The sequence below is a fragment of the Cupriavidus sp. F041 genome (assembly GCF_057814235.1).
Map to the genome: position 1 here is coordinate 1,069,328 of NZ_JBVASY010000002.1, position 14,501 is coordinate 1,083,828.

Genomic DNA, 14,501 nt, shown 5'->3' on the forward strand with positions numbered 1-14,501 from the left:
GGGCGCGGATAAAACGGGCATTTTACTGCGAGCCGGGCGCGGAAGGGGTGGGAAGGGCATGGAGGGGCAGGGCCGGAGCATCAAATTCTCGGCAGTGGCGTGAGCTGGAGTAACTCGAATAGGTAATCAGGATTCCAGCCCGCGACCTTGCGACGTGCGGCCAGGCTACGCTTTTTCTTGCCGGATTCGGGCCGCATGCGCAGCAAATTCAAGGTAATGCGGCGCAAGGTGGCGAAATTGGCCGTTGCATTGCGCAAGCGCACGGTGCTGGCGTCCTCGCGGAAGGTCACGTCCAGGCAATGATGCAAACCGTTCTCGATGGCCCAGTGCATGCGACTCGCCTCAAGTAAGAGCTTGGCATCAGGTGCGGCGGAACTGATCAGGTACTGCGTCTGCACGCTCACTTGGCCGCCGATGTCGCGCGTGCGCTCAATGCGCACCAAGCTCTTGAGCTTGGGCCAGCGATCCAGTTCGCTGAGATAGTCCGGCGCCGCTACTGCGACGCAGTGGCGGCTTTCAAGGCGACCGTGTCCTTTATCCAGCGTCTCAAAGATCGATGGCTTCATGTGCGCCCAATCGTGAGCTTTGCCGATGCGCATATAGTCTTCAACGGCTTGAGCCAGGCTGGGTTGGTTGTCCTTGGCGACCAGCAGATAGTCGCCGCCGCGCTCAGTGATCTCCTGCGCGATGGCCACCTGGGTGCCGATCGCATCGATGGTCACCAGGCTACCCTTAAGGGAGAGGACCGGCAGCAGGGCTTCAATGGCGGTGATCTCGTTGGTCTTTTCCTCGCAACGCTGCTGCGCCAGCACCAGGCCACTCAGGCTCGCGTAGGCTGTCACGCTATGCAAGGCACGCACGCCCTTGGCACTCGAGCCCGAGCCACGCACACTCTTGCCGTCGATCGCGATGATCGTGTGTAGATCCGGACAAACCTGACCCACCCAACTCAGCAGGCAGGCATCCAGTTGTTTCGGATCGAGCACCTCAAAGACACGTCGAATGGTGTCGTGCCCGGGAATGCCATGCGGCAATTCCAGGTATTGCCGAAGCCTCACTTCATGAGCAATACCCCATTCCTCCATCTCGTCCCACCCCTGTGCGCCGGCCAGCACCGAGAACAGCGCAATCGACAGGATGTCGATCAACTTGTGCCAGGTTCAGCCTACGACGCGAGGATCTTCTATTTCCGACAGCAGGATGATCAGTTGTTTGCCGGGGCTCATTAGCTCGCCTCTGAATCAGAAAAATCAGAGTAAACCCCTTCCGCCCCCAGTTTACAACCCGCTGCGATAACTCATTGCTTGTTAACGAGTTTTGATGCTCCGGCCCTGGCATGGAGGGGTGGGGGAAGGGGCCTGGGAGGCATGGCCGGGAAGTCCGGGGCAGGCAGGGTCTTTACGAAAAAATACACCGCCGCTTGTCTCTTTACAGAATATTTGCGCCATCCGAACTTATATAGATTCCAGATAGCCGGCCTGGACGACAGGCGAAACGATTGAAACAAGGGAAGGTGTTCGAAATGCTGAGAGTTCTGGTGCCCGTCAACGGCTCTGCGCACGCGCTGGACGCGGTGCGCCATGCCGCCTTCATGTTCCGGGACCGCTGCGTATCCGAGGTGGTGCTGCTCAATGTCCAGCCGCCGCTGGAATCCGGCCGGGCGTCGGCCTTTCACTCGCTGTCGGCCCTGCGCAAGCTCGAAGAAACGAGCGGCGAGGCGGCGCTGCGCGATGCCCGGAGCATCCTGGACGACGCCGGGGCCAGGTATGTCGCGCAGATCAAGGTGGGCAATGTGGCGCAGACCATTGCGCAGGTTGCGGCGGCGAACGACTGCGATGCCATCGTGATGGGGCGGGGCGTACGGCAGTCGGCGCGCTGCTGGCGGGGAGGCTGACCAACAAGCTGATACGCATGTCGCGCGTGCCGGTGACGCTGGTCAGGTAGAGCGTGCCGTCACGCCACATTTCATCGGCAGCAGCACCATTTGCGTTCCTTGCAGGTGTAGCCGCGCCTGCAGTTCGCCGGGTAGCAGGATGATCTCGCCCGCCGTGAAGGCCAGCTAAGTCACCATGTAGAACATTGTCCACTTGCCGTTCGGCACTCGCGGCTCGGCCAGCAAGCCAGGAAGGCCTCCTCGGGCCCATGGCACGAGGACGAAAGCCCGTCGGCGCGCAGCCCGACCCATGCCAGCAGCGGCACCACGGCAATGGCATGGCGGGTTCCCGGTGCGAGCGGATCGAGCGGCTTGTCAGCCAGGCGCCTCCACAATTTCGACAATGCCTCCATGCCCGCCACCCGGGACGCTATTGCGGCGCAGCGCACGGAGCGCGGCGTCGGTGCTTGCATACTCGCCTGCCAGCACGTGGAACTTGGAAGTTCCATGGGAGTAATGCAGGCGGCAAGCAGGCCGACTCCCAAGAGTGGTGTTCGACGCCGCGCTTTTACGATTCCTGCCGCGGTCGCAGTGCGTCGATCACCTGTGCCAGCCGCGCGATCAGCCCGTCGATGGCGCCGGGAGGCACGCCGGCGTAGCCGAACACGAAGCCGTTGTACTGCGCCAGCGGCGTGCCGGGCAAGCGGTAGGTGCTAAGCGGCCGCACGATCAGTCCTTGCTCGCGCGCCGCGCGGCTGACCACGGTATCGGCAAGAGGCAGTTCCAGGCGCGCCGACAGGTGCATGCCGCCGGCGCTGGCCGAGACCGTCACGCTGCCGCGCAGGTGCCGATCCAGTGCGGCTTCCAGTGCATCGCGGCGTTGCCCGTAGCGCTGGCGCATGCGGCGCAGGTGACGGGCGAACTGGCCGCTGTCGATGAAATCAGCCAGTGCAATCTGCTCGGCCACGTGGCCGCGCCGGGCGATTTCCCCCAGCGTGCCGGCGATGGATGCGGCCAGGTAGCGCGGCACCACCATGAAGCCCAGGCGCAGGGCCGGGAACATCGTCTTGCTGAAGGTGCCCAGGTAGATCACGGGCGCGTCTTCGCTGAGCCCCTGCACCGCCGAGAGCGGCACGCCGCCGCGGCGGAACTCGCTGTCGTAGTCGTCTTCCACGATCCAGGCACCGGCGGCGCGGGCGTCTTCTATCAGCCCGAGACGGCGTTCCAGGCTGAGGATGGAGCCCAGCGGGTACTGGTGCGACGGCGTGATGTAGATCAGCCGCGGCGGCGCGTCGAGCCACTGTTCGGGCCGGGGCGCCAGCCCGTCCGCGTCGACGGCCACGGGTTCCAGCCGGAGGCCGGCGGACTGGAAGGCGGCCCGCGCGCCGCCATAGCCGGGATTCTCGATCCAGGCTGTGTCGCCGGGGTCGGCCAGCATGCGCGCGCACAGGTCAAGGCTGGTCTGGGTGCCGTCGGTGATGAAGACCTGGTCCATCTCGCAGCGCACCCCGCGCGATACCTTCAGGTATTCGGCGATGGCATGGCGCAGTGCGGGCTGCCCTTCGATCCTGCCATAGCCAAGGTGGTGGGGCGCGAGCTGGCGCCACGCGCGCTCGACGCAGCGCCGCCACGCTGCCAGCGGAAACGCTTCGAGGTCCGGCACGCCGGGCACGAACGGCAGCAAGTCCTGCATGCGATCGCCATCGCGCCGCAAGCCTCGCACGCGGCGCGATAGTTCGGCGACGCGTTTGACCGCCCCCGCGCTATGGCCGGCTCGTGCCAGACCCACGCGCGCGACCGTAGTGCCATGCCGCGTCGATACCACGAAGCCCTCCGCGGCGAGGCTCTCGTAGGCGTAGATCACCGAGTTGCGCGCCATCCCGAGTTCCGCCGCCAGCGTGCGCGTGGCGATCAGCTGGCTGCCCTGGGCAATCCTGCCATCGAGGATGGCGCCGCGCAGGCATTCGTACAGCAGCCGTTGCTGGGTGAGCTTGCGCCCGTCGAGCTGGCGCGTGAAGGTAGAGACCAGCAAGCCGTAGTCCATGGTGTCGTTGCAAAAACCGTGGTTCTAAAAATGAGACTGGTTATGGGTCTACCCATGGTGCCACGAAAACCCTATCTTGGCTGCAACGCCGGACGCGGTACATCGCCGCCAGGCAAAACCCACCATAGCCCAAGGAGCCACCATGAGCCAGAAACCGATGCCGCCGAGCGAACGTACCCGCGTGCGGCGCGTTGCCGATCGCGGCCGCTACGATCGCGCCACCCTTCATGCGATCCTCGATGACGCCTATCTTTGTCACGTGGCTTTCGCAGACGATCGTGGCACCCATTGCATTCCCACCGCGTGCTGGCGCGAAGGGGAGCACCTCTACATCCATGGCTCGAACGGCAGCCGCATGCTGAAGCTGGCGGCCACGGGCAGCCAGGTCTGCGTGTGCGTGACGCATCTGGATGGGCTGGTGATGGCGCGCTCGGCCTTTCATCATTCGATGAACTATCGCTCGGCGGTGATCTACGGCAGCTTCGAAGTGATTGACGGCGCTGCCAAGGCAGCGGCCATGGACGCCTTCCTGGAGCGCATCGCGCCGGGCCGCTCGGCGCAGGCCAGGCCCGGCGACGTCAATGAGCTGGCCGCGACCACGGTGTTGCGTATCGGGTTGGAGGAGGCGGCAGCCAAGATTCGCAGAGGTGGTCCGAAGGATGACGAGGCGGATCTTGCTCTGCCGGTGTGGGCCGGCGTGTTGCCGATGGCTTTGCAGGGGTTGCCGCCGGTGCCGGATGGCGTGCAGGGGAGTGCGCCGGAGTATGTGGCGCGTTGGGGGGATCTCCGTTGCGGAGATCTCACTGCAACTGCCTGACGTCAAAGGCAGTTTCATTCTCTGCGGGGGGCGATCCGCCTTCTTGTCTTGCCAGGAAGGCAGGCGAAGAAGACGCCCCATGCGGCCAGGTGCACCTTCACCGCTCGCTTCGCCTCGCGTGAAGAGGGGCCCGCTGGCGGGCCCCTTATGGACGTGCGGCGCTTTGTTGCGTCGTGCTTTTACCGGGCCGGCTTGGCGTTGTCCACGGAGAACGGGGACAGCAGGCGCACCATCTGTGCGAAGGCCTTGGGGTTGCCGGCCAGGACTTCGCCTTGTTCGAGCTGGCGCGCTTCGCCCGAGTAGTTGCCTACCAGGCCGCCGGCTTCGGTCACCAGCAGCATGCCGGCGGCCATGTCCCAGGGATGCAGGCCTTGTTCGAAGAAGCCATCGGTGCGGCCGCAGGCCACGTAGGCGAGATCGAGCGCTGCCGAGCCCGGGCGGCGCAAGCCGGCGCAGCTCTGCGTCATCAGCGCGAACAGTTCCATGTACTGGTCCAGGCCTTCCATGTCGCGGTAGGGGAAGCCGGTGCCGATCAGGCAGTCGGCCAGCTTGTCGCGGCGCGATACGCGGATGCGGCGGTTGTTCAGGAAGGCACCCGCGCCTTTGCTGGCGGTGAAGAGTTCGTCACGCGACGGGTCATAGATAACCGCTTGCGCCGGCACGCCCTTGTGCAACTGGGCGATGGAAACTGCGTATTGGGGGAAGCCGTGGATAAAGTTGGTGGTGCCGTCGAGCGGGTCGATCATCCAGACGTATTCGCTGGTGGGGTCGCCCTCGCCCCAGGACGGGCCGGACTCTTCCGCTAGAATGGCGTGATCCGGGTAGGCCGTGCGGATGATCTCGATGATCGCGGCCTCGGCGGCGCGGTCGACTTCGGTGACGAAATCGTTGTGCTGCTTGCGGGAGACCTGAACCCGGTCGACGTCCATCGACGCGCGGTTGATGACGGAACCTGCCTTGCGGGCCGCCTTGACGGCGATATTTAGCATCGGATGCATGAATCTCTCCAGGCCGGCCAGGGGTGCGCGCCTGGCGCAAAAGGCCGGCGCGCTGCCCCCCGGGGCGGCTGACAACACAACGGATTGTAGAAGAACGGGCGCGTCGCCATCGCGTAAAAACGGGCGGCGCACCGAAGATGAAGCCTGAATTGTATATGAACCCGCAGAACCAGACGAGCGCGGCCGCCAATGGCGCCCCCGCCGCAGCCGCCGATCCCCAGACCGGCCCGGCCCTTATTCCGCCCCCGGGTGCTTCTCACGGCACCGGCCCGGATGCGGCCGGCGGCGCCCCCGCCGCGTTTGCCGCGGTGCGCTTCGTGCTGGTGGAAACCAGTCATCCGGGCAATGTCGGTGCGGTTGCGCGGGCCATGAAGACCATGGGTTTTGGCGCCGCGCCGGGCAGCCTGGTGCTGGTTTCGCCACGCGAGCCGGCGGTGCGCGAGCATCCGGATGCCATTGCCATGGCCAGTGGCGCCGACGATGTGCTGGCCGGCGCGGTGATCGTCGAGAGCATCGAGGCCGCGCTGGCCGGCACCGCTTACGCGGTGGCGCTCACCGCCCGCCAGCGTGAGTTCGGGCCGCCGCGGCTGCTCCCGCGTGACGCGGTGGCGCAGGCCGGTGCCCGTATCGCCGCCCAGCATGCCGCCGCCCCGGCCGCCGCCGGCGCCCACGTTGCCTTCGTATTCGGCAATGAGCGCTTCGGCCTGCCCAACGAAGTGGTGGATCGCTGCTCGGCGGTGACCCATATTCCCGCCAATCCGGCCTATACCTCGCTCAATCTGGCCCAGGCCGTGCAACTGGTGGCCTACGAGATGCGGCTGGCGCTGCTGGAGGTGAGGGCTACGCCGCTCGCCGAGATCGGCTATGCTGGCGAACCGGCCACGGCCGAGCAGATCGAGGCCATGTTCGGCCATCTGCAGGCCGGCCTGGAAGCGATTGGTTTTCTCGATCCGGCCAGCCCCAAGAAGCTGATGCCGCGCCTGCGCCGGTTGCTCGCGCGCACCGGGCTGGAGCGAGAGGAAGTCAATATCCTGCGGGGCATTGCCAAGCACATGCTGGTGGCCAAGCAAGGCGCCGGCGCACGGGTGCCAGCGAAACAGGAGAAGTAAGCAAGTGGCGGAGATTCCGGCCTACTACATGCGCGGCGGCACCAGCAAAGGCGTGTTCTTGCTGGCAGACGACCTGCCGACCGACCCGGCCGAGCGCGATGCCGTGCTGCTGCGCGTGATCGGCTCGCCCGACCCGTATGGCACGCATGCCGACGGCATGGGCGGCGCTACTTGCAGCACCAGCAAGGTTGCGCTGCTGCGTCCCTCGCAGCGCCCGGACTGCGACGTCGATTGCCTGTTCGGCGAGGTGGCCATCGGCGAGCGGCGGATCAACTGGTCCGGCCATGGCGGAGACCTGTCGGCGGCGGTGGGCCCGTTCGCGATCTGGCGGGGCTTTGTCCCGGCGCGCGACAGCATCACCACGGTCCGCATCTGGCAGCAGGGCATTGGCCAGGTGTTCCACGCCCACGTGCCTTGCCGCAATGGCCATCCGTTCGAGGATGGCGATTTCTGCGAAGACGGGGTGCCGTTTCCTGCGGCCGAAATCGTGCTCGATTACCTTGAGCCGGCCACCGCGCTGTTGCCGTTGTGTCCCACCGGCAACGTGGTGGACACGCTCGATGTGCCAGGCATGGGCCGCATAGATGCGACGCTGGTGACGGCCGGCACTCCCACCGTGTTCGTGCGCGCTGCCGACCTGGGACTGGATGGCACAGAACGGCCCGAACGGATCAACTCGGACACCGGGCTACTGGCCGGGCTCGAGGCTATTCGCGCGAAGGGCGCGGTGGCCATGGGACTGGCGCCGGATGCGCAAACCGCCACGCGCGAGCGTCCCGCCACGCCCAGGATCGCGTGGGTGGCACCGCCCGCCGGCTATCGCGCCAGCACCGGGGCTTCGCTGGCCGCGGCCCATATCGATGTGTTGCGCCGCAGCGCCGCCCCTGCCTTTACCGGGGCCGACGCGATCGCGCTGGCGGCGGCTGCCAACCTGCCAGACTCGGTGGTGCATCGGGCCGCGGTGCGCAGCGGCAGCCAGACCCGCATCGGCCATGCGTCGGGCATCCTTGCCGTGGGCGCCGTCACGGCAAGGCGCGATGGGGCCTGGGTGATAGAGCGCGCCGTGATGAGCCACGGCGCTCGCCGCCTGATGACCGGCCTGGTCCACGTGCCCGAGCGATGTTGATGGCGGCCGCCGTCCACCTCCACGCACCGCGGCCGATACCGTGGTACGGAAAAGGCGGACCGCGCCATCGCAATCAATGTCCATGGCGGCAGCAGGGTAGCAAATCTCTTACACTCCCTGATCCCGTTCCCACCGGCCAATGACCATGCCGGCGACGCGCGTCAGTCCTGCTGACTCAGGACGCGCGGCGCACGGCGTGGCAACACGACACGACCAAGATGTTCTCTCGTCTGAAGGAAGATATCGACGCCATCATGCGGCGCGATCCCGCCGCGCGCAGCCGTCTGGAGGTGCTGACCTGCTACCCCGGCTTTCATGCCGTGATGTTTCACCGCTTCGCCCATGCTTGCTGGAACGCGGGGTTTCACTGGCTCGGCCGGTGGATTTCCCACTGGGCCCGTTTTTTCACCGGGATCGAGATACACCCCGGCGCCAAGGTAGGGCGCCGCGTGTTCATCGATCACGGCATGGGCGTGGTGGTAGGCGAGACCGCCGAGATCGGCGACGACTGCACCATTTACCAGGGCGTGACCCTGGGCGGCACATCGCTCTATAAGGGCGTGAAGCGCCATCCCACGCTGGGTGCCAATGTGGTGGTGAGTGCCGGCGCCAAGGTGCTTGGCGGCTACACCATCGGCGACGGCGCGCGCATCGGCTCCAATGCCGTGGTGCTCAAGCCGGTGCCGCCGGGCGCCACCGCGGTCGGTATTCCGGCGCGCATCATCCTGCCGGATGCGCCCACCGGGCAGCAGGGTGCCAAGCAGGAGTTCTCCGCTTACGGCATCACGCCGAACGCGGACGATCCGGTTTCGCTGGCGCTCAAGAGCCTGATCGATAATGCGGCCCAGCAGCACGAGCGCCTCGAGACGGTGATGGCTGCGCTGGACCGGCTCGGCGAGCACCTTGAGAACACGCCGAACGACCGCTTCGACGCGAGTGAGTTGCGCAAGCTGATGAAGTAGGGAGGCCGGGGCCGCCTGGGGGACGCCGGCCCCGGCGTCAGTCCACTTGCGGCAGTACGTGGAAGCCGTCCGCATCGAGTTGCAGCACGGCGGCGCGTGGCCGCTTGCCGTCGAGGTCCCAGTCGGTCAGCACCCAGCGCACGCCCTCCGGACTTTCGTGGCGGGCGGGGCGGTGCGTGTGGCCATGCACCAGAACCGGTGCATGGCTGTCGCGCAACAGCGCCGCCACGGCTTGCGGCTTGGTGTCGCCGTAGTCGGGCGGAGCATCGCGGCGCGCCTGGTCGGCGCGGCCCGCCTCGCTGTCGGCGCGCAGCCGCCGCGCCACGCGCAGGCGCAGCGTCAGCGGCAGCGACAGGAATGCGCGCTGGACCCACCGTTTGCGGGTCCAGCGGCGGAATTTCATGTAGCGTTCATCGTCGGTGCACAGCATGTCGCCGTGGCTGAGCACCACGCGCTGGCCAGCGCATTCGATCACGGTCGGATCGGGCAGCAAGGCGGCGCCGGCGGCGCGCGCAAAGCGCTGTCCCAGCAGGAAGTCGCGGTTGCCATGCATCAGGTACACGTGGACGCCGCGGCCGGCGAGCTGGCGAAGCATGGTGGCCACTTGCGCCGCAAAGGGGCTGTCGGCTTCCTCGTCGCCTACCCAGAATTCGAAGAAATCACCCAGGATGAACAGCGCGCGCGCGCCTTGTGCCGCGCGTTCGAGCACGCGCTCGAAGGACGCCAGCGTGCGCGGCATCTCCGGCGTGAGATGCAGGTCGGAAATGAACCACGCCGGGGCTGGCACCGCGAGGGCGCCGGCAGCCGGCGTGGATGGGGTCGCAGTCATGCGGTTGGAGAGAGAGTCTGGCCTGACTTCATGCCGCGACCCCGCCAAGGTGCGCGGTGAGGGCGAGGGTGGCCAGTGACTTATTCGACCACCACGGCCTTTTCGATGACCACGTCTTCGAGCGGCACGTCCTGGTGGAAGCCGGCGCTGCCGGTGCGCACGCCCTTGATCGTCTCGACCACGTCGGTACCGTCGATCACCTTGCCGAACACGGCGTAGCCGAAGCCTTGCGGGGTCGGCGAGGTGAAGTTGAGGAAGTCATTGTCGACCGCGTTGATGAAGAACTGCGCGGTGGCCGAATGCGGTGCGTTGGTACGCGCCATGGCAACCGTGTAGCGATCGTTCTTGAGGCCGTTGCCGGCTTCGTTCTCGATCGGGGCATCGGTGGCCTTTTGCTTCATGCCGGGTTCGAAACCGCCGCCCTGGATCATGAAGTTCTTGATCACACGGTGGAAGATGGTGTTGTCGTAGTGGCCCTTTCGCACATAGGACAGGAAGTTTTCAACCGACTTGGGCGCCTTTTCGGCGTCGAGTTCGATGGTGATGACACCTTGGCTGGTGTGGAGCTCTACCTTGGACATTTGCTTTCCTTTGTACGGTGGTACGGTGTTATTTGACGACAGAGGCCGACTCGATCACGATCGGCGTGGCCGGGACATTACGCATCGGGCCATAAGAGGTGGTGGGCGTGTTCTTCATCTTTTCGACGGTATCCATGCCTTCCACCACCTTGCCGAACACAGCGTAGCCGTTACCGTCCGGCTGCGGATAGTCGAGACTGGAATTATCCACCACATTGATGAAGAACTGGGCGGTGGCCGAGTTGGGATCGCTGGTGCGTGCCATGGCGACCGTGCCAGCCTTGTTCTTCAGCCCGTTCTGGGCCTCCAGCGGAATCGGCGCGCGCGTGGGCTTCTGCTTCATGTCGCGGTCGAAGCCACCGCCTTGCACCATGAAACCGTTGATGACGCGATGAAAGATGGTGCCGCTATAGAAGCCGCTCTTGACGTACTCCATGAAGTTCGCGACCGTCTTGGGCGCGGCGTCCGGATAGACCTCTAGCGTGAACTTGCCGGCGCTGGTGACGAATTGCACCCGCTCGGCTTTCTGCTGCTGTGCCTGTGAGGCCAGGGGCGAGAGCGCTAGGGCACCGGCGACCATGCCGGCAAGGACGAGGCGACGCGAAAAGATCATGCTTGACTCCGTGGATCGGGAAAACGATAAGACCGGGGCCTGGCTGCGGCCCCGCCTGCCCGGCAAGGCACTACCGGGCGGGTGCGGCCGCCGGCTCGCTGGCCGCGGCGCTTGCCTTGCGCGTGGTGCCCGCGGGAGGCTGGATGGCCGCCGCGGGTTGCGATAGCTTGAGGCCCGAGGCCGCCGCCGCGTCCTTGGGATTGCGGCGGAGTGCTTCCCGGTAGGCATTCTCGGCCAGGCGGCGGTAGACATCGCCCAGATTGGTGTAACCCACCGCGAAATCGGGTTTGGCATCGAGAGCGAGCAGCAGTTCCGCCTCGGCGCGCTTGAGATCACCGCGCTTGGCGTACAGCAGGGCCAGGTTGTTGTGCGGCTCGGGCAGTTCCGGGAAATCCTGTGCCATGTACGACAACGCCGCGATGGCCTCGTCCTCGCGCCCGGCCTGGGCCAGGGCCCAGGCACGCTCGAAGCGCGCCTGCGCATTGCGCGGGTTGGTGGCCAGCACGCGGTCGAAGCGATCGATGGCCTCGCCATATTTCTTCTGCGCCGCCGCCTTCTCCGCGTCGGCCATGCCCGGATCGGCAGAGCGCACGCCGCCGGGCGGGACGGCCGGCACGGCAAGCGATACGGGTCCGGCCTGCGCGCGCACGGGATCAGCCATGACAAGCATGCCTGCCAGGCCGGCCGCCAGGGTTAACGAGGCGGCCGCAATGCGCCGGCGCAGGGGCGGGGATGAAGCGGTTGCTATGGTGGGCAGGAACAGGCTCATGTATGGCGGTCCGTTATACTCCGCGGCATTCTAGCAAAGCGCGGCCATGCCGGCCCGGGTATCGGGGCGTTCCCTTTGCCACGCGGGCTTGCCGTGGTGCGCCGCAAGGCGGGCGCGGGGCCACCCTGGTCGGTCGCTTCCGGTAAGATATGGGTCGCGCCTGATTTTGCGCAGGCGCAAGTTGCCGGTCTCGCGAAGGCGCGACAATGGCGCATCTGGTGTCTTGCAAGTGCTGTCCCGCCGTACCGTTGCAGTGTTGTCCCGCTGTGCCGTTGTCCCTCTCGTCCCGCATCGTTGCGCGAGGATTGCCCGCAGTCGCTTATGGGCAACTTCGGGCAACGCCGGGGCGGCCCCTGGCAGCCCCGGGGGCAGGGCAGCAGAATGCGGGCCGCCGGGTCAGTTCCAGCCAGTGCCAGTTTGTGCCCGGTCATGCCGCCGGCAGGATTCCTCATCCTTTCACCTCGTTTCATGCATCCTCTGAATATCTACAACACGCTCGCGCGTGAAAAGCAGCCTTTCGTGCCAATCGAACCCGGCCGTGTACGCATGTATGTCTGCGGCATGACGGTGTACGACTATTGTCACGTTGGCCATGCGCGCGTGATGGTGGTATTCGACATGGTGCAGCGCTGGCTGCGCACGGCCGGCTACCAGGTGACCTACGTGCAGAACATCACCGACATCGATGACAAGATCATTCGCCGCGCCGCGGAGAATGGCGAGACCATCGGCGCGCTGACCGACCGCTTCATCCGCTACATGCACGAGGATGCCGACGCGCTGGGCATCCAGCGCCCGGACCATGAGCCGCGCGCGACCGACTACGTGCCGCAGATGCTGGATATCATCGGCAAGCTGGAGGCCCGCGGCCTGGCTTATCAGGCCAGCGATGGCGATGTGAACTATGCCGTGCGCAAATTCCCCAATTATGGGCGCCTGTCGGGCAAATCGCTGGAAGACCTGCGCGCCGGCGAGCGCGTGGCCACCAACGAAGCCAAGCACGATCCGCTCGACTTTGTGCTGTGGAAGTCCGCCAAGGAGAGCGAGCCCGCCGAAAGCAAGTGGGACTCGAAATGGGGCGCCGGCCGTCCGGGCTGGCACATCGAATGCTCGGCGATGAGCTGCGCGCTGCTGGGCGAGCATTTCGATATCCACGGCGGCGGCGCCGACCTGCAGTTCCCGCACCATGAGAACGAGATCGCGCAGTCCGAAGGGGCCAGCGGCAAGACCTTCGTCAACTTGTGGATGCACAACGGCTTCGTGCGAATCAATGACGAGAAGATGTCGAAATCGCTCGGCAACTTCTTCACCATCCGCGATGTACTCAAGGAGTACGACGCCGAGGTGGTGCGCTTCTTCATCTTGCGCGCGCATTACCGCAGCCCGCTACACTACAGCAGTGATCACCTGGAGGACGCTCGTCATTCCCTGACGCGCCTTTACACGGCACTCAAGGACGTGCAGCCGGATGACCAGCCCCTGGACTGGGAAGAGGCGCATGCGCGGCGCTTTATCGACGCGATGGGCGACGACTTCAACACGCCGATCGCCATGGCCGTGCTGTTCGACCTCGCCGGTGAAGTCAACCGCACCGGCTCGCGGGCGATGGCGCGCCAGCTCAAGGGCCTGGGTGCCACGCTGGGCTTGCTGGAGCGCGGCGCGCACGCGTTCCTGCAAGGCGGCAAGACATCCGATGGCCTGCAGCCGGAGCAGATCGAAGCCCTGATCGGTGCGCGCAAGCAAGCCAAGGCGGAGCGCAACTTCGCCGAAGCCGACCGCATCCGTGCCGAACTGCTGGCCGGCGGCGTGATCCTTGAAGACAAGCCGGGCGGTGCCACCGAGTGGAGGCGCGCTTGAACGCTGCCGTGCGCAAGACGGCGACGCCAGCGGCGCCGTCCAAGACTGCTGCGGCCAGCAAGGCCAGGCCTGCGGCCAAGCCGCCGGTGCCGCTCAAGTCGCCCAAGGCAAGCACGGTGGCGAAGGCCGCCAAGCCGCTGAAGAGCGGCGTCAAGGTGGCCAGCAAGGCCCCGGTCAAATCGTCCGGGCCGGTGGTCAGGGCGGACGGCAAGGCGGTGCTGAAGACCGCGGCACGCACGCCCAGGGCGCCCGTGCTGCCGGAAGCCGCGGCAATCCCCCTGCCGGTCGAGACGGTGGTGGACGCGGTGCGTCCCGCCTACTGGGATGAGGCCTGCGCCGACCTGATGAAGCGCGACCGTATCCTGCGCAAGATGATCCCCACCTACGGTCCGGCGCACCTGATCTCGCGCGGCGATCCCTTTATCACGCTGGCCCGCTCCGTCGTTGGCCAGCAGATCTCGGTGAAGGCCGCGCAAACGGTGTGGGAGCGTCTGGCGGCACTCTGTCCCAAGCTCACGCCGGCACAGATGCTAAAGGCCGGGCACGACAACCTGGCCGCTTGCGGCCTGTCGCGCCGCAAGGCTGAGTACATCGTCGACCTTGCCGAGCATTTTAAGGCGGGACGCGTGCATGTCGACAGCTGGACGGAGATGGACGACGAAGCCGTCATCGCCGAGTTGACGCAGATCCGCGGCATCGGCCGCTGGACCGCCGAAATGTTCCTGATGTTCAACCTGATGCGGCCCAATGTATTGCCGCTTGACGACGTCGGCCTGATCAACGCCATTTCGGCGAACTATTTCAGCGGCGAACCCGTCACGCGCAGTGAAGCGCGCGAGGTGGCGGCCAACTGGGAACCGTGGCGAACCGTCGCCACATGGTACATGTGGCGCAGTCTTGACCCGTTGCCGGTGACGTATTAG

General features: G+C 66.0%; 13 protein-coding genes and 1 pseudogene. 7 read left to right on the forward strand and 7 right to left on the reverse strand.

The features are described from left to right. Nucleotides 1-80: 80 nt before the first annotated feature. Nucleotides 81-1,148, reverse strand: coding sequence for an ISAs1 family transposase (locus ACZY0R_RS22040; RefSeq protein WP_488861195.1), 1,068 nt, complete (start codon nucleotides 1,146-1,148; stop codon nucleotides 81-83). A gap of 374 nt (nucleotides 1,149-1,522) precedes the next feature. Between ACZY0R_RS22040 and ACZY0R_RS22045 the strand changes: the two are divergent. Continuing rightward, nucleotides 1,523-1,944: pseudogene (locus ACZY0R_RS22045) on the forward strand (universal stress protein). 497 nt (nucleotides 1,945-2,441) lie between these two features. Here the strand turns inward: ACZY0R_RS22045 and pdxR are convergent. Beyond that, nucleotides 2,442-3,917 carry a MocR-like pyridoxine biosynthesis transcription factor PdxR gene (pdxR, locus tag ACZY0R_RS22050; protein ID WP_488861197.1) on the reverse strand — a complete coding sequence of 492 codons (1,476 nt, stop codon included), beginning with the start codon at nucleotides 3,915-3,917 and terminating at the stop codon, nucleotides 2,442-2,444. Between the two features lie 142 nt (nucleotides 3,918-4,059). On the opposite strand from pdxR, the gene ACZY0R_RS22055 reads away from it, so the two are divergent. Continuing rightward, complete coding sequence (locus tag ACZY0R_RS22055; protein WP_488861199.1) at nucleotides 4,060-4,734, forward strand: pyridoxamine 5'-phosphate oxidase family protein; 675 nt, start codon at nucleotides 4,060-4,062, stop codon at nucleotides 4,732-4,734. Nucleotides 4,735-4,913: 179 nt separating this feature from the next. On the opposite strand, the gene ACZY0R_RS22060 is transcribed toward ACZY0R_RS22055, so the two are convergent. Beyond that, nucleotides 4,914-5,732, reverse strand: coding sequence for an inositol monophosphatase family protein (locus ACZY0R_RS22060; protein ID WP_488861201.1), 819 nt, complete (start codon nucleotides 5,730-5,732; stop codon nucleotides 4,914-4,916). Nucleotides 5,733-5,887: 155 nt separating this feature from the next. Between ACZY0R_RS22060 and ACZY0R_RS22065 the strand changes: the two genes are divergently transcribed. From ACZY0R_RS22065 to cysE, 3 genes are all read left to right on the forward strand, one after another. Continuing rightward, entirely contained in the window at nucleotides 5,888-6,841 is a 954-nt protein-coding gene (locus tag ACZY0R_RS22065) for an RNA methyltransferase (protein ID WP_488866103.1), read from the forward strand. Between the two features lie 4 nt (nucleotides 6,842-6,845). Beyond that, a complete protein-coding gene (locus ACZY0R_RS22070; protein ID WP_488861203.1) occupies nucleotides 6,846-7,967 on the forward strand; it encodes a PrpF domain-containing protein in 1,122 nt (373 codons plus the stop codon). Between the two features lie 218 nt (nucleotides 7,968-8,185). Continuing rightward, nucleotides 8,186-8,929, forward strand: a complete 744-nt coding sequence (gene cysE / locus ACZY0R_RS22075; protein ID WP_045238026.1) for a serine O-acetyltransferase — start codon at nucleotides 8,186-8,188, stop codon at nucleotides 8,927-8,929. Between the two features lie 37 nt (nucleotides 8,930-8,966). Here cysE and ACZY0R_RS22080 read toward each other — a convergent pair whose 3' ends face one another. The 4 genes from ACZY0R_RS22080 to ACZY0R_RS22095 form a co-directional block, all read right to left on the reverse strand. Next, the gene (locus tag ACZY0R_RS22080; protein ID WP_488861205.1) at nucleotides 8,967-9,758 is read right to left on the reverse strand and encodes a UDP-2,3-diacylglucosamine diphosphatase; all 792 of its coding nucleotides are present in this window, start codon (nucleotides 9,756-9,758) and stop codon (nucleotides 8,967-8,969) included. 80 nt (nucleotides 9,759-9,838) lie between these two features. Next, on the reverse strand, nucleotides 9,839-10,339 hold the full coding sequence (locus tag ACZY0R_RS22085; protein WP_045238024.1) for a peptidylprolyl isomerase: 501 nt from the start codon (nucleotides 10,337-10,339) through the stop codon (nucleotides 9,839-9,841). Nucleotides 10,340-10,367: 28 nt separating this feature from the next. After that, the gene (locus tag ACZY0R_RS22090; RefSeq protein ID WP_045238023.1) at nucleotides 10,368-10,952 is read right to left on the reverse strand and encodes a peptidylprolyl isomerase; all 585 of its coding nucleotides are present in this window, start codon (nucleotides 10,950-10,952) and stop codon (nucleotides 10,368-10,370) included. 70 nt (nucleotides 10,953-11,022) lie between these two features. Continuing rightward, nucleotides 11,023-11,721 carry a tetratricopeptide repeat protein gene (locus tag ACZY0R_RS22095; RefSeq protein ID WP_488861207.1) on the reverse strand — a complete coding sequence of 233 codons (699 nt, stop codon included), beginning with the start codon at nucleotides 11,719-11,721 and terminating at the stop codon, nucleotides 11,023-11,025. Nucleotides 11,722-12,189: 468 nt separating this feature from the next. Between ACZY0R_RS22095 and cysS the strand changes: the two genes are divergently transcribed. Both cysS and ACZY0R_RS22105 read left to right on the forward strand, forming a co-directional pair. Then, entirely contained in the window at nucleotides 12,190-13,578 is a 1,389-nt protein-coding gene (cysS, locus tag ACZY0R_RS22100) for a cysteine--tRNA ligase (protein WP_488861209.1), read from the forward strand. After that, entirely contained in the window at nucleotides 13,575-14,501 is a 927-nt protein-coding gene (locus ACZY0R_RS22105; RefSeq protein WP_156177097.1) for a DNA-3-methyladenine glycosylase family protein, read from the forward strand. Before cysS ends, ACZY0R_RS22105 begins: the two co-directional genes overlap by 4 nt.